The 20,200-nt window shown below is 66.0% G+C and carries 17 protein-coding genes; 7 read left to right on the top strand and 10 right to left on the bottom strand.

From position 1 onward, the window contains the following. The first annotated feature begins 47 nt into the window (after window positions 1-47). Window positions 48-935: a hypothetical protein gene (locus AC1C2O_RS07055; protein ID WP_495429718.1), complete on the top strand. Its 888-nt coding sequence runs from the start codon at window positions 48-50 to the stop codon at window positions 933-935. 3 nt (window positions 936-938) lie between these two features. On the opposite strand, the gene AC1C2O_RS07050 is transcribed toward AC1C2O_RS07055, so the two are convergent. The 4 genes from AC1C2O_RS07050 to AC1C2O_RS07035 all read right to left on the bottom strand — a co-directional run bounded on the left by AC1C2O_RS07050 (window position 939) and on the right by AC1C2O_RS07035 (window position 5,432). Then, window positions 939-2,375, bottom strand: coding sequence for a GH1 family beta-glucosidase (locus AC1C2O_RS07050; protein WP_495429717.1), 1,437 nt, complete (start codon window positions 2,373-2,375; stop codon window positions 939-941). Beyond that, window positions 2,372-2,512, bottom strand: a complete 141-nt coding sequence (locus tag AC1C2O_RS07045; protein ID WP_495429716.1) for a hypothetical protein — start codon at window positions 2,510-2,512, stop codon at window positions 2,372-2,374. Before AC1C2O_RS07045 ends, AC1C2O_RS07050 begins: the two co-directional genes overlap by 4 nt. After that, a complete protein-coding gene (locus tag AC1C2O_RS07040) occupies window positions 2,509-4,842 on the bottom strand; it encodes a glycosyl hydrolase family 95 catalytic domain-containing protein (RefSeq protein WP_495429715.1) in 2,334 nt (777 codons plus the stop codon). The genes AC1C2O_RS07045 and AC1C2O_RS07040 overlap by 4 nt, the downstream gene beginning before the upstream one ends. Window positions 4,843-4,973: 131 nt before the next feature. After that, complete coding sequence (locus AC1C2O_RS07035; protein WP_495429714.1) at window positions 4,974-5,432, bottom strand: GNAT family N-acetyltransferase; 459 nt, start codon at window positions 5,430-5,432, stop codon at window positions 4,974-4,976. Window positions 5,433-5,551: 119 nt separating this feature from the next. On the opposite strand from AC1C2O_RS07035, the gene AC1C2O_RS07030 reads away from it, so the two are divergent. Further along, window positions 5,552-7,768, top strand: coding sequence for an NADP-dependent isocitrate dehydrogenase (locus AC1C2O_RS07030; RefSeq protein WP_495429713.1), 2,217 nt, complete (start codon window positions 5,552-5,554; stop codon window positions 7,766-7,768). A gap of 98 nt (window positions 7,769-7,866) precedes the next feature. On the opposite strand, the gene AC1C2O_RS07025 is transcribed toward AC1C2O_RS07030, so the two are convergent. From AC1C2O_RS07025 to AC1C2O_RS07015, 3 genes are all read right to left on the bottom strand, one after another. Next, window positions 7,867-9,309 (bottom strand): L,D-transpeptidase, encoded by a 1,443-nt coding sequence (locus AC1C2O_RS07025; RefSeq protein ID WP_495429712.1) that lies wholly within the window; start codon window positions 9,307-9,309, stop codon window positions 7,867-7,869. 146 nt (window positions 9,310-9,455) lie between these two features. Continuing rightward, window positions 9,456-9,923, bottom strand: coding sequence for a hypothetical protein (locus AC1C2O_RS07020; RefSeq protein ID WP_495429711.1), 468 nt, complete (start codon window positions 9,921-9,923; stop codon window positions 9,456-9,458). Between the two features lie 126 nt (window positions 9,924-10,049). Then, window positions 10,050-10,457: a RidA family protein gene (locus AC1C2O_RS07015; RefSeq protein WP_495429710.1), complete on the bottom strand. Its 408-nt coding sequence runs from the start codon at window positions 10,455-10,457 to the stop codon at window positions 10,050-10,052. A 25-nt stretch (window positions 10,458-10,482) separates the two neighbouring features. Between AC1C2O_RS07015 and AC1C2O_RS07010 the strand changes: the two genes are divergently transcribed. The 5 genes from AC1C2O_RS07010 to nagB all read left to right on the top strand — a co-directional run bounded on the left by AC1C2O_RS07010 (window position 10,483) and on the right by nagB (window position 17,991). Next, window positions 10,483-11,700, top strand: a complete 1,218-nt coding sequence (locus AC1C2O_RS07010) for an alanine racemase (protein ID WP_495429709.1) — start codon at window positions 10,483-10,485, stop codon at window positions 11,698-11,700. After that, window positions 11,691-14,981, top strand: coding sequence for a family 20 glycosylhydrolase (locus tag AC1C2O_RS07005; protein ID WP_495429708.1), 3,291 nt, complete (start codon window positions 11,691-11,693; stop codon window positions 14,979-14,981). Before AC1C2O_RS07010 ends, AC1C2O_RS07005 begins: the two co-directional genes overlap by 10 nt. 79 nt (window positions 14,982-15,060) lie before the next feature. Then, window positions 15,061-16,248 carry an ROK family transcriptional regulator gene (locus AC1C2O_RS07000; RefSeq protein WP_495429707.1) on the top strand — a complete coding sequence of 396 codons (1,188 nt, stop codon included), beginning with the start codon at window positions 15,061-15,063 and terminating at the stop codon, window positions 16,246-16,248. 38 nt (window positions 16,249-16,286) lie between these two features. Then, complete coding sequence (locus AC1C2O_RS06995; protein ID WP_495431702.1) at window positions 16,287-17,219, top strand: ROK family protein; 933 nt, start codon at window positions 16,287-16,289, stop codon at window positions 17,217-17,219. After that, entirely contained in the window at window positions 17,212-17,991 is a 780-nt protein-coding gene (nagB, locus tag AC1C2O_RS06990) for a glucosamine-6-phosphate deaminase (protein ID WP_495429706.1), read from the top strand. The genes AC1C2O_RS06995 and nagB overlap by 8 nt, the downstream gene beginning before the upstream one ends. Before the next feature lie 74 nt (window positions 17,992-18,065). Here the strand turns inward: nagB and AC1C2O_RS06985 are convergent, their stop codons facing one another. From AC1C2O_RS06985 to AC1C2O_RS06975, 3 genes are read right to left on the bottom strand one after another with little or no spacing between them, the layout of a single operon-like run. Then, window positions 18,066-18,470 (bottom strand): NUDIX hydrolase, encoded by a 405-nt coding sequence (locus AC1C2O_RS06985; RefSeq protein ID WP_495429705.1) that lies wholly within the window; start codon window positions 18,468-18,470, stop codon window positions 18,066-18,068. Continuing rightward, window positions 18,463-19,824, bottom strand: a complete 1,362-nt coding sequence (locus AC1C2O_RS06980) for an FAD-binding oxidoreductase (protein ID WP_495429704.1) — start codon at window positions 19,822-19,824, stop codon at window positions 18,463-18,465. The genes AC1C2O_RS06985 and AC1C2O_RS06980 overlap by 8 nt, the downstream gene beginning before the upstream one ends. After that, on the bottom strand, window positions 19,821-20,192 hold the full coding sequence (locus tag AC1C2O_RS06975; protein ID WP_495429703.1) for a YrdB family protein: 372 nt from the start codon (window positions 20,190-20,192) through the stop codon (window positions 19,821-19,823). Before AC1C2O_RS06975 ends, AC1C2O_RS06980 begins: the two co-directional genes overlap by 4 nt. Between the last annotated feature and the right edge of the window lie 8 nt (window positions 20,193-20,200).

The following is a 20,200-nucleotide window of genomic DNA, read 5'->3' as shown; positions in this document are numbered from 1 at the left end:
GCTGGCACTCGGCGCGTCCGGACGGGAGCGTTGGCTACGATCTAAGAGTGGATCCCCTAATGCTGCTGGCCGAATGGTGGTGGATAGCGCCGAGCGCGCTCGGCGCAGGGGCGGTTACAGTGGTCGGTATGCGCCATCGCAGCAACACAACCGGGCGGCGACTGGCGTTTGACGCCGCACGAGATGACCTGTCCGAAGCGCAACACCGGTCCGGTGAGCGTCGCAGAGCCGTAAAGCTTGCTCGCGCCGAGCATGCTCGCCTGGTCGCCGAGCGCACCGCAACCAGGGCGACATCGGCCGAGGTCGCGAGCGCGAGGCGAGTGCTGCAGCAGGCCGAACTCGACGCCAGAGCCGCCGACGCAGAGGTGCGTGCGCATCGAGTGAAGCTGAAGGTGGCGCGCGCCGAGATCCCTACGACGTCCAAGCGCGAGCGCTTCCCGGTGGCACGGCTGAATCGCACGCACGACGCGATCACCGCGCGCTGGATGGACTACGAAACTGATCCTGCAAAGCTCATCGCCTATCCCGCTATGAGTGACGGTAAGGACCCAGCGACGGGGGCGTTTCTCAGCGCCGCACGTCAGGCTCTTGAAGTGCGCCAGACTCCGGGAACACGGATCACGACCGAAGAGTTTTCCGCGTACCGGGATGCCGTGGCGCATCTCGAGCGGACGTTCGATGTCGCAGAATACTCCGCGAAGGCCCGTGCCGAGGGGCGCGATCCGAACCAGGCGCCCGCGTGGCAGGACACCGCCCAGCAGGTGTTCAGCCGGTCAGCCGACGCTCTCGATAAGGCGGCAAGCGCCGCGGCATCCGCTTTCTCCTCCTGGAGTGCGCGCCGGCAGCCTCATGAAGACGAACCGCACGCGCCGGAGAGCGAGCCGAAGCCGAAGCCGACCAAGATTTGGCCGGTTCCGCGCCGCGACGACTCGTAGTCGCTACTCGGGCAGAACCCGCGTCCGCACCAACTCCTGGTACCAGTGGCCAGAGTCCTTCACCGTGCGCTCCAGTGTGTCGAAGTCGACTCGCACGATGCCGAACCGTTTGGCGTAGCCGTAGCCCCACTCGAAATTGTCCATCAGCGACCACACGAAGTAACCGCGGAGATCCACGCCGCGCTCAATCGCGCGGTGCGCCGCGGTGAAGTGCCGCCGCAGGTAGTCCGTGCGCTCGGGGTCGGGCACAGTGCCGTCCTCCGCCACCTCATCATCGAAGGCCGCGCCGTTCTCGGTGACCATCAACGGCTGGTTCGGGAACTGCTCAGAGAGGGAGACGAGCAGTTCCTCCAAGCCCTCGGGGGCAATGTTCCAGCCCATAGCGGTGTACGGGCCTGGCTGCGCCAAGAACTCGACGATCCGGTCGCTGCCGGGCCATGCCGTTCCGGCGGACGTGCCCTTGTGTCCGTCGTTCTGCTGCTTCTCTGAGACGCCGTCCCAGAGCTGCACCGTCGCGGTCGAGTAGTAGTTCACGCCGAGAACATCGATCGGCTGGTTGATCGTCTCCAGGTCGCCATCCTGCACGAACGCCCAGTCAGTGACCGCAGCGGTGTCTTCGAGGAGATCGGCGGGGTATTCGCCGAGCAGGAGCGGATGCGTGAACGCACGGTTCGCGAGCGCATCCACGCGACGCATGGCCTCGGCCGCCCCGTCGCCCTTGCCGCGCAGAACGTGGAAGTTCAACGTCACGGAATAGTCGGGATCTCCTGTGGAGGTCGCGCGCAGCGCCTGCACGCCGCGACCGTGTGCCAAGTTGAGATGGTGCACAGCAGACAGCGCTGAGGCCGGCTCCGTGCGTCCGGGAGCATGACCGCCCTGGCCGTACCCGAGGTACGCCGAGCACCAGGGCTCGTTCAACGTCGTCCAGGTGTGCACCCGATCGCCGAGCGCAGTGCCCATGATCTCGGCGTAGCGCTCGAACGCGTCTGTCGTTGCGCGTGACGTCCACCCTCCGGCATCCTCGAGGTATTGCGGGAGATCCCAGTGATACAGGGTCGCGACAGGACGGATGTCTCGTTCGAGCAGCCCGTCCACGAGGCGCGAGTAGAAGTCGATGCCTGCCTGATTGACCTGGCCGGACGCGGTGGGCACGATCCGGGGCCACGCGATCGAGAAGCGGTACGCCTCGAGGCCGAGCTCCTTCATCAGATCGAGATCTTCGTCGACGCGGTGGTAGTGATCGCACGCCACATCTCCGGTGTCGCCGTTCCAGACCTTGCCAGGGGTCCGGCTGAACGTGTCCCAGATCGACGGGGTGCGCCCGTCCTCTGAGGCAGCACCTTCGATTTGGTATGACGCCGTGGCGGATCCGAAGGTGAAGCCGTCAGGAAACACGAGGCCGGAGTCGCGGTAGTCATCGCGCGGGGTAGTGAGCGTCATTCGAGGTGTGCCTTTCCATCGAGGGCGGTAATCGCAGTGTCGTCGATGCCAGCGGCGACGCTCCATCCATTGTGTTGGGTGGAGGTGGCAGTGCACCAGTCTTCGCGCCGCTGCCAGTGTCCGTAAGTGAACCTCACGGATGAACCTCCTCGGCGAGGAATGAATGGGCATCGAGGCGGGTGTCGTGCTCCGTGTCGATATGGACGATGATCGTGTCGCCACGCCAGCGCACCCGGTGCGATCCGACGGCGGCAGGATGCCGGGCGCGCAGCGTCGCGCTCAGCAGCTGCGCATCGCGCCACTCCAGCCCTACGATGACGCCGGGGCGGGCGATGAGCCCGGTGACACTGCCCGTGGAGAGCGCGGCGGGAAGGGCAGGAAGGAGATGGATGCCGTCGACGGATTGCAGGAGCGACTCGGAGAGTGCGCCGACGAGTCCGAGGTTCGCGTCGATCTGGAACGGCGGATGGGCGGCAAACAGGTTCGGGTAGAGCCCGCCGGCCCAGGGGCCGGAGACGTCGTCTGCACTGCGAAGGGCGAGTTCCAGCAGATCGGCGACCTTGTCCGGGCGGTGCAGTCGCGCCCAGAGTGCGAGCTTCCACACCAGCGACCAGCCGCTGGAATCGTCGCCTCGGCGATCGAGTGTCGTCGTCGCGGCGGCGCGCCGCGCCTCATCCCATCGCTCCGTGCCGGGGAACAGGCCGTACAGCGCGCTGACGTGACGGTGATGCGGATCTTCCTCGGGGCGAGGAACGTCCCATTCGACGATCGCGCCGTCCGGGGTAAGTGCCGGCTGTTCGGGCAATACCGAAAGCCGCATGCCGGAGGCTTTCGCGACGTCGTCGTCGGCGCGGCCCAGAGCCTCGGCAGTCCGGACGGTCGCGGCGAACAGGTCGCGTAGTAACGCGAGATCCATCGTTGACGTCGCGGCGAGCGACGCCGATCTGCCGTCCGGTGTGAGGAAGGCATTCTCCGGGGAGGTCGCGGGGGAGGTGTGCCCTTCACGGTGCCAGTCGAGCGCGAACTCGGCGGCGCCGCGAAGAGCGGGCCAGATGCTCTCGAGATATTCGGCATCTGCCGCTCCGAACTCCCATGCCTGGGGGAGGAGACCGGCCAGCCAGGCGCCGCCCAGTGGCCAGAAGGCCCACCGCGGGTCGCCCGCACCGCGTCCGGGAGCGGTGGCGTACAGCCAAGCATCACTGTTGTGATGCACGGTCCACCCTGGCGCGCCGTACAGCCGATGGGTGTGTGAGGCTGCGGCATCGGCGAGCGCGACCGTGAACTCGGCCAGTGGCTGCGCCCGTGCGCTGAGGTCGGTGACGTGCGCACCCCAGTAGTTCATCTCGGTGTTGATGTTCAGCGTGTAGGCGCTGCCCCACGGCGGGCGAAGTTCAGCGTTCCAGATTCCCTGCAGGTTGGCCGGGAGGCCGCCGGGCCGGGAGGAGGAGACGAGCAGGTAGCGGCCGTAGTCGAAGAGCAGCGCAGCAAGGCCGGGGTCGCTTGTCAGCACGCCACGGGGATCGGCGCGCGCGGCGGCGAAGCGCGCGGCGGTGTCTCGTTCTCCTGTTGCCGCGGCGACGGCAGACGGCGATCCGAGCGACAGTGTCACGGTGCCCAGAAGTGTGCCCATTGCGCGTTCGGTTTCGCTACGCAGTGTGTCGACGCCGATCTCTGCTGCGCATTCGATGCGTTCGAGAGCCTCGGCCAGCGCATCGGATGCCGTACCGACCGGAGTCTTCCCGAGGCCGGCGAACGTGGTGGCAGTGGCGATGAGCACGACGGTTCGCCCCGGCTCCTGGATGACTCGTGCGCCGATCGCGGCGCGAAGCGCGGCTCCGGGGGCCGTGTCCCAGAGTGCGCCGGGCAGATCGGGCTCGTGACCAGGTGCGACGTCGCTGGGCAGGCGCAGTAGTAGTCCGACGGTGTCAGCATCGACGGAGACTTCTTCTGGCGAATCGCTGGCCGCACCATGCAGCGCGGATCGCAGCTGTACCGTGACCGGCGCAGCAGGCTCAATCACGTGCACGAGCACGCTCTGCTTTGCGGTGATGAACGTCGTCGTGCGCGTCGTGTCTGCAACAGAGCGATGGATGCCGGCACGCAGATCGAGCTCCCTGGTGAGCGCAGCATCCGCATCTGCACCCGTGACGTCGATCACGACGTCACCTACAGGCATATACGACTGCGCGTAGCGGGTCTGCATTGCCTGCAGCGACGCCTCAGCTCCCACAGGGTCCCCGGCCGCGATGGCCGCACGGGACTCTGCGAGCAGGCGTGCATTCTCCGCAGCATCCGACAGACCGTCGACAGCCTCGCTCGCCGGGGACCCTGACCACGCGGTCGCATCGTTCAGGTGCAGGGTGGTGGTGACCCCGCCGCCGTCGCTCATGGCGCCCAGCCGGCCGTCGCCGAGCGGCAGACATTCCAGCCATGATTCAGCTATCCCGGCGAATCGCATCGTACTCATCGTTCAGCCGCGCACGCTTTCATGTGATTCGCGATTTTGTTGCATCATGCGAGGAAATGCCAGGCGATCATCAGTAAGGGAAGGCGACGGAGCCTCGGTGGGGGAGGGGATCCGAAGCCCCGCCGCCGCTATTAGGGGGCGAGCCGAATTTCTGCGATGACCTCTGCGTACTCCGTCTCGCCGACCGGGGTGAAACCCACCCGGCGGAAGAACGCCTCAGGTCCGCCGTCGCCGGCCTCGTAGATCACGGCAACATGATCCATGCCGCGCGTGCGCGCCTCGGCCAGAAGGCTGTCCACAGTGAAACGACCGATGCCACGGCCCTGGTCGTTCGCATCGACGTTGATTCGCCACAACACCGAGCGGAAGTGTTCTTCGGCGGCTTCAGAATCGAAGCTGGCACTCACGAAGCCGACGACCTCATCGCCGTCGAGGATCACACGTTGCCACGAGGTCAGCGGGTTGATCACGGTCGCCGCGATGCCGTAAGAAACGGGGGCGAGGTACTGCTCTTGCCCAGGCTTGAGAGACAGGTTGTTCACGGCGACGATCGTCGCAGCGGAGAGTTCGACCACACGCAGTTCCGACATATGCCCAGGGTAACCTCTCGAACGAGATCTCGCGCTGAAAGATGTCTGCAAACGTCATCGAGGGCACTCAGGTATCTTGGTATCGAGACAAATTTGACTCGTGAACGGAGAATCTCCCGGTGACCGACGACGCCATCATCTATACGTACACGGACGAGGCACCGGCTCTGGCCACCGCATCGTTCCTTCCGATCGTCCAGGCCTTCGCCGGCCAGGCCGGAATCGAGATCGAAACCCGCGACATCTCGCTGGCCGGGCGCATCCTTGCGGCGTTCCCGCAGCGGCTGAGCGCCGACCAGGAAGTGTCCGACGCACTCGCTGAGCTTGGCGGTCTTGCCACGCTCCCCGAGGCCAACATCATCAAGCTGCCGAACATTTCGGCATCCATTCCTCAGCTGAAGGCGGCCATCGCCGAACTGCAGGGTCAGGGATACGACGTCCCGAGCTTCCCGGATGAGCCATCCTCGCTGGAGGAGAAGGACATCCGCGCCCGCTACGACCGCATCAAGGGGTCGGCGGTGAACCCGGTGCTGCGCGAAGGCAACAGCGATCGTCGCGCCCCGCTTGCCGTGAAGAACTATGCCAAGAAGCACCCGCACACGAACAAGCCGTTCCCCGAGGGCTCGAAGACCCGCGTCGCCACGATGACGCAGGACGACTTCAAGCACAACGAGAAGAGCTGGATCGCCGCTCACGACGACGTTCTGACGATTCGTCACACCGCCGAAGACGGCACAGTCACCGTACTCAAGGACAACCTCAAGGTGCTGCCGCGTGAGATCATCGACGCGACGTTCCTCTCGGCATCCGCTCTTGACGCGTTCCTTGCTGAGACGATCGAGACGGCCAAGGCCGAAGATGTGCTGTATTCGGTGCACCTGAAGGCGACGATGATGAAGGTCTCAGACCCAATCATCTTCGGTCACGTCGTGAAGACCTTCTTCGCTGATGTGTTTGCTCGCTTCGGCGATCAGCTGGCTGCTGCCGGCCTCAACGCCAACGACGGACTGGGCTCGATCCTCACCGGTCTTGCCGATGTCGAAGGTGGCGCAGAAATCGCCCAGGCATTTGCGAAGTCGATCGAGAGCGGCGCACGCCTTTCGTACGTGAACTCTGACAAGGGCACCACCAACCTGCACGTTCCCTCTGATGTCATCGTGGATGCCTCGATGCCCGCGCTCGTCCGCAACGGCGGCAAGCTGTGGGGCATCGATGGTGGCGAGGATGACACGCTCGCTGTCATCCCGGACTCCTCCTATGCAGGCGTCTACCAGGCAGTCCTCGACGACGTGATCGCGAACGGCCCACTCAACCCGGCAACGATCGGCACCGTGCCGAACGTGGGCCTGATGGCCCAGGCTGCTGAGGAGTATGGCAGCCACGACAAGACGTTCGAGATTGCAACTGCCGGACGCGTCGAGGTCGTCGACGGTGAGGGCACCGTGGTCATCGAGCACGAGGTCGGTGCTGGCGACATCTGGCGTGCAACGCAGACCAAGCACATCCCGGTTATCGACTGGGTTCGCCTTGCCGTCTCGCGGGCGCAGGCGACCGGTGCTCCTGCCGTGTTCTGGCTCGATCTGAACCGCGCACACGACGCACAGCTCATCGCCAAGGTGCATCAGGCACTCGCGACGCTCGACACCAAGGGCGCTCAGATCTCGATCCTCGCCCCTGAGGAGGCGACGCGCTACACACTGGCACGTCTCCGCCACGGCCTGGACACCATCTCGGTGACCGGCAACGTGCTGCGTGACTACCTGACTGACCTGTTCCCGATCCTCGAGGTCGGCACGAGCGCCAAGATGCTCTCGATCGTCCCGCTGCTCGCCGGCGGCGGCCTGTTCGAGACCGGTGCCGGTGGATCGGCTCCGAAGCACGTGCAGCAGCTCGTCGAGGAGAACTACCTGCGTTGGGACTCGCTGGGCGAGTTCTTCGCGCTGGCAGCCTCGCTCGAGCACTTCGCCGACCGCACCGGTAACGAGAAGGCTCGCGTTCTCGCCGAGACGCTGGATGCTGCGACCGGAACGTTCCTCGAAGAGGACCGCTCTCCCGGCCGCAAGCTCGGCTCGATCGACAACCGTGGCAGCCACTTCTACCTGGGCCTGTACTGGGCACAGGAGCTGGCTGCGCAGACGAAGGATGCCGAACTCGCAGCGGCCTTCGGTCCGATCGCTGCAGACCTCGCGGGCAAGGAGCAGGAGATCATCGCCGAGCTCGCCGCCGTCCAGGGCAGCGCAGTCGACATCGGCGGGTACTACCGCCCCGATGTTGCCAAGGTCGCGAAGATCATGCGTCCGTCGACGACTCTGAACGGGATCATCGACGCACTGTAAGCGCTGAACGACAAGTGGGGCGGATGCTGCGGCATCCGCCCCACTTGCGTTTCACGGCTTGGTCGAGTGTGGTCGTGCTCAGCCCGATGAGGCTGGGATCACCAGTGGACAGCGACCTCGGTGCCCGTAGTGGTCCACTCGTAGACGTACTCGGCCTGCCACACGGGCATGTTCACGCAACCGTGGCTCATCTGCTGGCCGAAGTTGTTGTGCCAGTACGCGCCGTGGAAGGCGATGTCAGGGGCGAACCAGGTGTTCCACGGCACATCTTCGGTGACGTAATCGTTGCCGACCATGTCCTGGATGCGCGAGTAGCCGAACACTGTGAAGTTCCCAGTCGGCGTCGGAGTCGCGTTCGTGCCGGACGAGATCAGCCAGGACTGCACCACGGCTTCGTTCTCGTACAGTGTCGCCGTCTGCGTGCTGAGGTTGAGATCAATGCGGCGGAACAGCGCAGTCGTCTCGAACGCGGTCTCGTTGATGTTGAGCTCGTATGCGGCGTTGCCGTTCTCAAGCTGCTGGGCGAAGGTGGATGCCGTGTCGCTGACGTCGCCGAGCTCTCGCCCGGTGACACCCTCGGTGAGGGTGCGGAGCACATCGCCGGAGGAGTTGGTGACGACCTCGGCTTTGATCGCGGCACGGTTCACGGCTGCGGGGAGGGTGTCTACGACGGCCTGAATCGCAGGCGCGTTGGCGGTGACGGCGAGCTCGCCGTTCTCGTCGACGACCTCGAGCCACGTCGCAGCGACCTCCGGAGCGACGGGAACCGTACGCTCTTCACCGACGTAGAAGCCGATGGAGCCGAGCATGGTGTTCAGCGATTCAGCGGTGCTCGCCGCCTCGTCGTCACTGACCGCAGCGGGCGCCTCAGCGGGCGCGCCGGAGTAGTTCAGAGTGCTGCCGCCATCAGCGAGGGCAGTCGTCACCGCGGTGGTCAGGTCTTCGAGGTTGATGCCGGTTCCGGGAACAGCGGCGGTGGTCACATATGCCGCGGTGGCTGCGTCGAACACGACGCCTGCGTCGATGGCGTCCGTGAAGCTGCCTGGAATCAGCGCGCGCAACGTGTCAGTGGCGACGGTTACGTCGAGGGTGATCGCGCCGGGGATGGGCGCGGGCATCCACGCACCGAGGTTCCACATCGGGCTCGAGGCGAAGGCCTCGTCGGCGAGGGAGCGCGCATCGATCGTCGCACCGAGGTCGGCGCCAGTGATGACCTGCTCATCGCCGATATCGGTGATTGTGATCTCGAGGTTTGCGAGATGCGAGTTGACAACATCGGTGGCCGCGCCTGGCGTCAATCCGCCGACCTGAACTCCGGCGATCGTCGTGCCAGGAGCGATGAGGAAAAGGGACGCGGCACCAGCGGCGACCAACAATGCACCGACGCCGAGGCCGACCCACAGGCCCACGTGACGCTTCTTCGGAGCAGGCTCGCGCGGAGCCCATTCGACAGAACGTCCGCCATCGTTCGGCGGCAACGCTGCTGTAACGACCGTCGTCTGCGCAGTGTCTGCACCTGGTGCGGCAATGAGATCAGTCACCAATTCACCCCCGTGATATCAACGCGACATACCCCACTATCATACGGTGTCCCCGGTAACAGCGCGGCAACGGTTGGCCAGAGGCCCAGACAGACGAAACCCCGTGACTATTCGGCCACGGGGTTTTCGAAGAATCTGAGGTCTGCTCAGCTGCAGAGTTCCTGCAGTGCTGTGGCCGACTCGGTCATATCGGTGGTGATCGTGCTGATGTCTGATGCGGCCGCAACGTCCTGGTCGACCAGGACCTTCGACATGACCTCGCTGAGCGAGACGAAGTCGTCGTACACAGAGGTCGTGGCGTCCTTGACCTCCGAGTTGGAGACCTTGTCGATGGTCCCGCCGAGCACATCGACGAAACTGTTGAACTGGTCAACGGTGGCCTGAGGATCAGCGCCCGCGGCAGTCGGGTCGATTTCGCCCATAGCAGTGCTGGCCTCTGACAACTCAGGGATCACGATGGCGCAGGCGTCCTTGACCGACTGGTCTGACTTTGCCTCCTCAACGGGAGCGGCATCTCCAGATGTGTCGTCAGAGCTGGTGGGCGAGCCAGAACAGGCGGTCAGACCCAGGACGGCGACGGTTGCGATCGTCCAGGCTGCGATACGACGATTCATGTGGTTTCCCCTCAATGGTGGCACCACAAACTGCGGTGCGATTCTCCGGTCGGCGACCATTCAAACACACCTCAGATATCAACGCGGATGGGGAGAACTGCCCACGGGGATGAGGGCGGCCCAGGTTCACTCCGTGATGATGGCGATGCCGTCGATCTCGACGAGCATCTCTTCGCGGGGCAGACCGGTGAAGACCGTGGTGCGCGACGGGAGTACGCCGCTGGGCGTGTGCGCGCTAACGAACTCGCCGTATGCGTCATTCATGCTCGCGAAATCCGACCGCTGCGTGAGGTAGACGCGCAACATCACGACGTCGTCGAAACTCGCCCCCGACGCTTCGACGATCGCCTTGACGTTCTCCAGGGTGCGGGTGGTCTGGGCGGCGACATCACCGGGGAACAGGTACTCGCCGGACACCGGATCGACCGGTCCCTGGCCGGAGACCTGGACGAACGGGCCTTTGCGGACGCCCTGCGAGAACGTGTGCGCGGGGGCCGGTGCAGCATCGGTGGTGACTCGGGTCTTCAAGCTCATGCGACCAGGTTAGTAGCCTGGTCGCATGCCGTTAAGAATTCCGGATCCCGTTCTCGGGCCGTGGGCGAAGGCGTTCCCCGCTCGCTCGCACGGTCTCCGCCTCTCCGACGTGCCTGCGGCGGGAATGCGGCTCTCGGAATTCGGCACCCCCGTCATGACCGTGCACGAGGCCGCGCTCACGCACAATGAACGCGTCGTCTTCGATTGGGCCGCCGCGCAGGGGGTTGTGTTGGCCCCTCATGGAAAGACCACGATGGCTCCTGCTCTGTGGCAGCGGTTGCTCGATGCCGGAGCGTGGGCGATCACCGTCGCCACGGCCTGGCAGGCATCCGTTGCGATCGATGCCGGTGTGCGCCGGGTGCTGATCGCGAACGCAGTGACGGATGCCGCTGCCGCAGCCCGTCTCGGCGAGCAACTCGCAGCATCCACAGACCTGCAGGTACTGACCTGGGTCGATGCGGTCGAGGCTGTAGAACTGCTCGCGAGCGCGGTCACCGACTCGCAGCATCCGCTCGACGTTCTCGTCGAAATGGGCGGAACCGGCGGAAGAACGGGAGCCCGCACCGTCGAGGAGGGGGAACGGATCGCTCAGGCGATCACACACGCTCCAGGGCTCCGTCTCGCCGGCGTCGGCGGGTACGAGGGGCCGTTCGGCCCCGACCGCAGCGAGCTCTCGGTGCGCGCCGTAGATGACTACCTGAGCACGATCGTCGATTTGCATCATCGACTGTCGTATCCGGCAGGAATCCGTCCGGTACTCACAGCCGGGGGCAGCGCGTTTCCCGACCGTGCAGCCGCTGTGCTCGCGCCACTACGAGACGAAGCTGAGATCGTGCTGCGGTCAGGGGCGTTCCAGATCCACGATGACGGCTTTTATTCGCGGATGTCCCCGTTCGGGCAGATCACCGGCACCGCGCCGCTGCGATCCGCCATGCACGCCTGGGCGCGCGTCGTCTCCCAGCCGGAGGAGGGCCTTGCGCTACTGGATGCCGGTCGGCGAGATGTGCCCTTCGACCTCGGACTGCCCATCCCGCAGACAGTACCGGGCGAGATAACCGCGCTGAATGACCAGCACGCCTTTCTGAAGCTCGCTCCAGGTGCACCAGCGCGTCTGGGTGACGTCGTGCGTCTCGGACTCTCGCACCCCTGTACGGCCTTCGACAAGTGGCGAGCCATTCCACTGATCGACGATCCTGGCGCGGATGACCCGCGCGTGATCGGCGCGGTGGCGACGTGCTTCTGAGCGCCGAGCATGCCGCCGCCGGACGCGTGCGCATCTACCGCGGCGCCACCGTCGTAGACGGCACCGGCGCTGCGCGGTATGGCGCGGATGTCGCAGTCGAGGGCGCGCGGATCGCGCTGATTCTCCGGCCTGAAGATGAGCGGACCCTCGAACTGCCGGAGGGAGCCGTCGAGGTGAATGCGCGAGGGCTCATCCTCGCGCCCGGTTTCATCGACATGCACGCGCACAGCGATCTGGCAGTGCTGGAGGGCGCCTCCCACCTGGCCAAGATTCGACAGGGCGTGACGACCGAGGTCATCGGGCAGGACGGGCTGGGCTACGCGCCACTGGATGATGCCACGGCATCCGTCATCCCGGCGCAGATTGCGGGCTGGAACGGCCTGCCCCACGACATCCCATGGCGCACGATGGACGACCTTCTCACGGCGGTCGACGCTGCGACAGCCGCCCATGTGGCGGTGCTCGTGCCGCAGGGCAATCTGCGAATGATGACTGTCGGCCACGAGAACCGGGCGGCGACCCGCGCCGAGATGAGGCAGATGGCGGCACTGCTCAGCGCTGCCCTCGATGCGGGCGCCTTCGGTATGTCGAGCGGGCTCACCTATACGCCGGGCATGTATGCCTCCACGGCCGAACTCGAGGCGCTCTGCCGTGTCGTGGCCGAGCGCGGCGGGTATTGGGCGCCGCACACCCGCAGCTATGGCGGGGGAGCGCTGGAGGCTTACCGCGAGGTGCTCGACATCGGGCGACGCACCGGATGCCCCATCCATCTCACGCACGCCACCATGAACTTCGCACCCAACCGGGGACGTGCCGCCGATCTGCTCGCGCTCGTCGATGACGCCATCGCCGACGGCGTCGATGTCACGCTCGACACATATCCCTACCTGCCCGGTGCGACCACGCTGACTGCGTTGCTGCCGAGCAGGCTTGCTCATGGCGGCGACCTCATCGCCGCCATCCGCACACTCGACGCTGAAGATCGCGAACGGGTGCGCGTCGAGCTTGAGGATGTCGGCTGCGATGGCTTCCACGGCGAGCGCGCGGACTGGTCGACGATCGAGATCGTCGGCACCGCCAACTCGGCACTCGCATCCCTCATCGGGCGGACGGTCGCCCAGATCGCCGACGCTGAGGGCAAACGCGCGGTCGACGTGGTGCTCGACACGATCATCGCGGATGCCGGGGCCACCGGCATCCTGATGCACATCGGTGACGAGGACAACGTGCGTGCGATCATGCAGCACGAGCGGCACACCGGCGGCAGCGACGGCATCCTCGTCGGCGCGAAGCCGCATCCGCGCGGTTTCGGCGCGTTCGCCCACTATCTCGGCCACTACGTGCGCGAGCTGGGCATACTCACCCTCGAAGACGCCGTCCGGCATCTCTCCGGCACACCCGCCGCTCGCCTCGGACTGAACCGCGGTGATGCACCGCGCGGTGTGATCCGCGAGGGTGCCACCGCTGATCTTGTGCTGTTCGACCCCGATCGGGTGGCCGCCGGTGCGACGTTCGACGCGCCGCGTGCCGAACCGGTCGGCGTCGTCGATGTGCTCGTCGCCGGTGTTGCGGTGATCGCGGCGGGCGCGGTCACCGGCGCGACTCCCGGGCAGGCCCTGCGGATGCCGCCGCCCGCCCACCGGGCGACGGTGCCGTTGATCGAAGGACAGATCGACGCTGCCGCGGCACCGTTCGTCTGGACACCAGCGACCGCCGTGCATGCGCCGGACGAGCTCGCTGCGATCGCGGGTTCGCTGCGAGGGACGGTTTCAGTGCACGGCGGTGAGGCATCCGCTGCACCGATGATCACTCTTGCGCTCGACCCCGAGGTCGGCGCTGCGGTAGACGCCGACGACCGCGTGGGCGCCGAGGCATTCCGCATCACGGTTGCGGCCGCCGGTGTCGAAGTGCGGGGAGCAAGCCAGGAAGGCGTCTTCCGCGGCGTTACCGCGCTGCGGCAGCTGCGTCCGCCGGAAAGCGTTTCGGATGAGAGCGCCGTCCACATCCCCGCGGGCGGATGGCACGGCGCGCCCGCATACGGATGGCGCGGTGTGATGCTCGACGTGGCTCGCCACTTCCGTCCGGCCGATGACATCCGTCGCCTGATCGATCTGCTCGCTCTCCACCAGTTGAACGTGCTGCACCTGCATCTCACTGACGACCAGGGCTGGCGCTTCGAAGTGCCCGGCTATCCGCGGCTCACCGAAGTCGGTGCCCGCCGGGAGGCGACGCAGCGCGGTCACGGCCCGCTCGCAACCGTCGAACCCGGCGTACATGAGGGGTACTACACCGCGGCCGAGTTGCATTCGCTGGTCGAGTACGCGTCCGAGCGCTTCATCACCCTCGTGCCCGAGGTTGAGCTGCCCGGTCATGTGCAGGCGGCGCTCGCTGCGTACCCCGAACTCGGCAACACCGATGCGACAGAACTCGTGACGTCGCCCTGGGAGCGCTTCGGTGTGAACTCGCGCACGCTGGCGCCAACCGAGGCATCACTCTCCTTTGGCCGGGCAGCGATCGATGCGCTGTGCGAGATCTTCCCGTCGCCGTGGATCGGCATCGGCGGCGACGAGGTTCCGACCACGGAGTGGGCCGAGAGCGGTGCAGCCGCTGATCGGATGCGCGAGCTCGGGCTCGCCGCACTGAATGATGTGCAGCCCTGGTTCACCGCCCAGTTCGTCGAGCATGTGCGCTTGCGTGGCCGCACGGCACTCGCTTGGGACGAGGTGCTCGAGGGGGACGTGCCCGAAGGCGTGCGCATCCTCGCCTGGCGTGGGCCGGTCGCACTCAAGGAGGCCATCCGCCGCGGCATCCCCGTCGTCGGGTGCCCCGATCTCGAGACCTATCTGGACTACCGGCAGTCCGAATCCGACGACGAGCCGGTCCCGGTCGGTCCGCCGCTTTCTGTCGAGCACGCGTACACGCTGCGCCTGCCTGACGGCGTCGTGGGCGGCCAGGCGAACGTCTGGACCGAGCATCTGCCGACTCTGGACCGTGTGGATTTCGCGATGTTCCCGCGGCTCAGCGCTATCGCTGAACGGCTATGGCTGGGCGGCGAGCCGGGGGAGAGCGGCGCGTTCCTGCGCCGGCTCGACGCGCACCTGCGGCGACTCAGGGCGGCAGGTGTGCGATATCGTCCTCTCGATGGGCCAGCACCCGATCAACGGCGACCAGGCATCCCCGGAAAGCCGATGACAACTCAGGCTCGTGAGCAGATCGTGGCTGCACTCGTCGAGGGCCTTCTTGTCTCTTCACGGGAGTCGTCGGAACACCGCGACGGCTAATGTAACGGTTCGGTAACCCTCCCACTCGGGTGGGGAGCAGAGGTTGCGGAATTTTTGTTCGTAAGGTCTACTAACAAATATGTCCGATTCGGATGAGCTGCATCAATCCACACCGGTCGACTACGCCGGTGCCAATTCGCACGCCTTCGGGCCTTCGAGGCACCTTCGCTCACGGTCCAAGGTGCTCCCCGAGCACGCCCGTGGACACAACCGCGCACTCGTGCTGCAGACCCTTTACCACCACGGCTCGATGAGTAGGGCCGACCTCTCCCGTGGGACGGGCCTCACCCGTGTCACGATTTCCGACCTTGTCGCAGAGTTCATCGCCGACGGCATCGTCATCGAACTCGGAGTGCGTGAGACCTCCGGTCCGGGCAAGCCGGCGATCCTCATCGACATCGACCGCCTCGGCCACCAGATCGTCGGCCTCGATCTCTCTGACACCAAAGTGTTCCGCGGTGCGGTGCTCAGCCTCGACGGTGATGTGCTGGAACGGCGCGAGACCGCACGCCCCGCGCAGCCTGACGGAGAGGCAGCGTACTCCGCTGTCCTTGCGCTCAGCCGCAAGCTCGTCGCAGCATCCACAGCCGCGCTGCTGGGTGTCGGCGTCGGCACACCCGGTGTGGTGCGCCCTGACGGCGTCGTGCTCAAATCTCCGAACCTCGGTTGGGCGAACTTCGCCCTCGAGTCGAAGCTGGGCCACGACCTTGACCTTCCCGTGCTTGCGCGCAACGACGCGAATGCCGCTGCGCTCGCCGAGTACACCTTCGGCGACGCCAGGGCCGATTTCATTCTGATCAAGGTCGGTGTCGGCGTCGGTGCCGGTCTCATCTCCGGAAGCCAGCCGATGCTCGGGAGCCGTTTCGCGGCGGGCGAGATCGGTCACGTCGTTGTTGGCAATGACGGGGGACCGCGGTGCGTCTGTGGCAAGGATGGCTGTCTGGAAGCATGGCTGAGCGCGAAACGACTGCGCGACGAGATCGACGCTCGTCCTGACGCCAGGGAAGAGATCCTGCGCGACGCAGGCGCTCGCCTGGCAATAGGGATCGCACCAATCGTCACGGCGCTCGATCTGTCAGAGGTCGTGCTCGCTGGCCCCGGTGACCTCCTCGAAGGCACATTCATCGATGCGGCTACCGAGACACTCCGGCAGCGGACTCTTGAGGGAGTCTTTGATGATGTCGTGATCCGGCTCACTCGCCAAGACGACATCGTGCTCCGCGGAGCTGCAGTCATGGTGCTCTCCGGTCAGCTGGGAGTTTCATAGTGGCATCGGTGACTCCGGCCGGCCTGAGCGGTCGGCCTATTCGCGTGGGCCTGGACATCGGCGGTACCAAGACCGATGCCGTCGCGGTGACTGTCGCCGGCGAGATCGTCGGCCGCATCCGCCGGAATTCAGGGCAGGGCGACGAGGCAGTCGTGGCCGGCGTTGTGGAGAGCGTGCGCGACCTGCAGGCTGAAGTCGGGTTCGCGAAGGCAGATGTGCTCAGCGTGGGCATAGGAATTCCCGGCCTCGTCGACACTGCGACCGGCCGGGTGCTGCATGCCGTGAATCTTGGCGTCGAATCGCTGGACCTTGCCGCGCGAGCGGCGGGCGTGCTCGGAGTTCCTGTCAGCGTGGAGAACGACGTGAAGGCGGCAGCGCTCGGAGCATTCGCGATCCGCGAGGATTTTGGCGTCGGGTCGATGGCCTTCCTGAATCTCGGTACCGGCGTCGCTGCCGGCATCGTGGTCGACGGGGTTCTCTGGCGCGGCGCGCGCGGCACTGCCGGGGAGGTCGGCCACATCTCGGTCGACCCGAACGGACGTGTGTGCGGCTGCGGGCAGCGTGGCTGCATCGAGACGCTCTGCGGCGGTGGTGCGCTTGCCCGCGCCTGGGGCCGGCCGGGCGTGTACCCCGTACTCGATATCTTCGATGCGGCAGACCGTGGCGACGCCGAAGCGCTGCTGCTACGTGCTGACCTTGCCCGCGGTGCTGCGGCCGCGGTGCGCATCCTCGTGCTTGGTGCTGATGTTGAGACGGTCGTCATCGGGGGAGGGCTCACCGCGCTCGGTGACCGCCTCGGCGACGGCATCCGCACCGCTCTGATCGCGGACGCGAGCGCATCGCCGTTCCTTCGCTCGCTGCACCTCGATGAGAGAATTGAACTGCTTCCTTCCGGTTTTCCTGCGGCTGCTCTCGGCGCCGCGCTGGTTGGTGTGCACACACCTGAAGAGGAGATCGCCGTCCATGGCTGAAGTCGTCATCGTCGAGAACGCCGCCGCAGCAGGCGCACTGGTTGCGGATGAGATTGTGCGGCTCATCGCGAGCCGCCCCGACGCCGTGCTGGGCCTTGCCACTGGCTCGACGCCGCTGCCGGTCTACCAGGCACTCCACGGACGTCTTGCTGGCACCGATGTTTCACAGGTGCGTGGCTTCGCGCTGGATGAGTACGTCGGCATCGACCCGAGCCACCCGGAGAGCTACCGTTCGGTGATCACCCGCGAGGTCGTCGAGCCGCTGGGGCTGAACCCCGAGCAGATCCGCACGCCCAACGGTGCGACCGCTGGCGTAGAGCACGCCGGCGCCGACTATGAAGCGGCCATCGAGGCCGCCGGCGGTGTCGACCTGCAGATCCTCGGCATCGGCACCGACGGTCACATCGGTTTCAACGAGCCGGGTTCGTCGTTTGCCTCGCGCACCCGCGTCAAGACGCTCACAGAGCAGACCCGCAAAGACAACGCGCGCTTCTTCGACTCGATCGACGACGTGCCCATGCACTGCATCACGCAGGGACTCGGCACGATCCTGCGGGCGCGTCACCTGGTGCTTCTCGCGTTCGGTGAGGGCAAGGCGCAGGCCGTGGCGGATGCCGTCGAAGGGCCAGTCAGCGCGATCCTGCCCGGTTCAGCAATTCAGCTGCACGAGCACGTCACGGTCATCGTGGACGAGGCTGCGGCCTCGAAGCTGAAGCTTGCGGACTACTACCGCTACACGTTCGCGAACAAGCCGGAGTGGCAGGGGCTGTAGCCCAACCCCACTGTGTGCGCGTGGCCGGTTGTGGCTCGAATTCTCGCGATTCTTGAGCCACAACCAGCCACGCGCTACGTGTTGGAGGGCCAGGCGAGCGGGAGCAGATGCTCCACGCTGAGCGGGGCCAGTTCCAGCGTGCCGATGTCTGCCGGCGTGATCCAACGCAGCTCGGCGATCTCGGCCTGCACGGCGACGGCATCCGCGTTGATCGTGAGGGCGAAGGCATCGGCCACCACTCGGTGACCAGGTTCGTTCGCTGCGGCGGAGATGAATCTGCCCAGCGGGCGCAGCGCGCCTTCATCGACTTTGAGGCCGAGCTCTTCATCGAGCTCGCGAGCGAGAGTTTCGGCGGCGTTCTCGCCGGCCTCTGGCTTGCCGCCCGGCTGCATGAATGCGGTGGTGCCCTGCTTGCGCACGACGAGCACGCGACCCTCGGCGTCGTGGATGATGGCGGCGCTCACATGGATGTCAGGCACGGTCGAACACCTTTCCGGGGTTGAGGATGCCGAGCGGATCGAACACGCGCTTAATCTGTCGCTGCAGCTCCCACTGGTCGTCGCCGAGTTCCGCGGCGAGCCAGCGGCTCTTCAGCACGCCGATGCCGTGCTCACCGGTCAATGTGCCACCGAGACGAATGGCGGCGCGGAAAAGGCCGTCCGCGGCTTCCCACACGTCGTCAGGAACCTCTTCGCCCTCGAATATGAAGTTCGGGTGCAGATTTCCGTCGCCGGCGTGCGCGACTGTCGGGATCGTGAGACCGTACTGTTTCTCGAGATGGGCGATCTCGTCGAACATCGCTGGCAGGGCGCTTCGAGGAACGGAGACGTCCTCGATCAGCGTGGTGCCGAGGGCAGCCAATGTGGGGTGTATCGAACGGCGGATCGCAAGAAGTCGCTCGCCCTCTTCCCTGTCGTAGGTCAGCGTCACGTCGCCACCATTGTCGCGGAGCACTGCAGCGATCTGGTCTGCCTCCGCCTTGGCGGCGGGGCCATCCGTCTGGATCGTCAATTGGGATGCCCCGGCCGTGGGCGCGGGCAGCTTCAGGAAAGCGTGCACCGCTGCGAGGCAGGTCGCGTCGATCAGCTCCATGATCGCGGGCTGCCCACCGGATGCCGTCACCGCCACAGATCCGGATGCCGCAGCGCGCACGCTGGGAAACAGGGCAGTGATGGTGCAGATCTCGCCCTCGATGATGCGTCGAAGCTTCAGCGTGGCTCCGACGACCACACCGAGTGTGCCCTCCGAACCGATCACGAGCGAGGTGAGATCCAGCCCGGTGACGCCTTTGACGCTGCGATGACCGAGGTGCATGAGTCGTCCGTCGGCGAGCACGATGTCGATCGCCAAGACGGCGTCTCGCACGACTCCGTACTTGGCGCACAGCAATCCGCCTGCACCGGTGGCGATGTTTCCGCCGATGGTGGAGATGTCGCGACTGGCGGGGTCGGGCGGCCACCACAGGCCTTGCTCGGCGAGCAAGCCGTTCAGCTCGGCGTTCAGGATGCCCGGTTCGACGACCGCGAAAAGGTCGTCTGGACGCACCTCGAGCACGCGGTTCATGCGCAGCGTCGACAAGACGATTTCGCCGGGGCCGGCATTGGCCCCGCCTGCGAGCCCGGTGCCGGCACCGCGCACCACGACGGGAGTGTGGGATGCCGTGGCGATGCGCATTGTCTGCTGCACGTGCGCGACCGTTTCGGCGTGCACGACAGCAAGTGGACGGCCCACAGAAGAGTGTCCTGAGCGATCCGCTCGTGCGGCCTCAAGCGATCCTTCGGTGATATCGACGATGTCACCGAGAGCGTCCCGCAGGGCCGCTGCGACGGTCACTGCAGGTTTCTCCGACCGGCAAAGAGACCAGCGGTGACGGCGACGACGGCGAAGCCGAGGCCGATCCAGGCCTGATCCATCGACCACCAGGCGAGGGTCACACCCACGTAGATCAGCAGCTCGACGGCGGCCCGCACGAACGGATGCAGCCGCAGCACAGGGCGAGGGGAGAGGAAGAGCGCCCAGATGAGCAGGACGATCAGCGGTGCACCGATGCCGAGGACGATGTTCCAAGGAAACATCCACATGGTGAAGCCCCACAGCGACAGAGATGCGATCGCGACGATCAGGACGACCGCCCGGATGATGTCGAGCGGAACAAGAGTCGGACGGTTGACACCGGGGACTGCGTCGGGGGCTTCGGGCATGCTCCCAG

Source organism: Microbacterium sp. Y355 (assembly GCF_059445345.1).
Note: the sequence above shows the minus strand (reverse complement) of the source record. Positions and strands in the feature narration are given on the sequence as shown.

Coding starts and splice junctions, on each gene's coding strand:
- AC1C2O_RS07050 (WP_495429717.1), bottom strand. CDS start 2,375: ATGACGCTCACTACCCCGCGCGATGACTACCGCGACTCCGGCCTCGTG.
- AC1C2O_RS07040 (WP_495429715.1), bottom strand. CDS start 4,842: ATGAGTACGATGCGATTCGCCGGGATAGCTGAATCATGGCTGGAATGT.
- AC1C2O_RS07035 (WP_495429714.1), bottom strand. CDS start 5,432: ATGTCGGAACTGCGTGTGGTCGAACTCTCCGCTGCGACGATCGTCGCC.
- AC1C2O_RS07020 (WP_495429711.1), bottom strand. CDS start 9,923: ATGAATCGTCGTATCGCAGCCTGGACGATCGCAACCGTCGCCGTCCTG.
- AC1C2O_RS07015 (WP_495429710.1), bottom strand. CDS start 10,457: ATGAGCTTGAAGACCCGAGTCACCACCGATGCTGCACCGGCCCCCGCG.
- AC1C2O_RS07010 (WP_495429709.1), top strand. CDS start 10,483: ATGCCGTTAAGAATTCCGGATCCCGTTCTCGGGCCGTGGGCGAAGGCG.
- AC1C2O_RS07000 (WP_495429707.1), top strand. CDS start 15,061: ATGTCCGATTCGGATGAGCTGCATCAATCCACACCGGTCGACTACGCC.
- nagB (WP_495429706.1), top strand. CDS start 17,212: ATGGCTGAAGTCGTCATCGTCGAGAACGCCGCCGCAGCAGGCGCACTG.
- AC1C2O_RS06975 (WP_495429703.1), bottom strand. CDS start 20,192: ATGCCCGAAGCCCCCGACGCAGTCCCCGGTGTCAACCGTCCGACTCTT.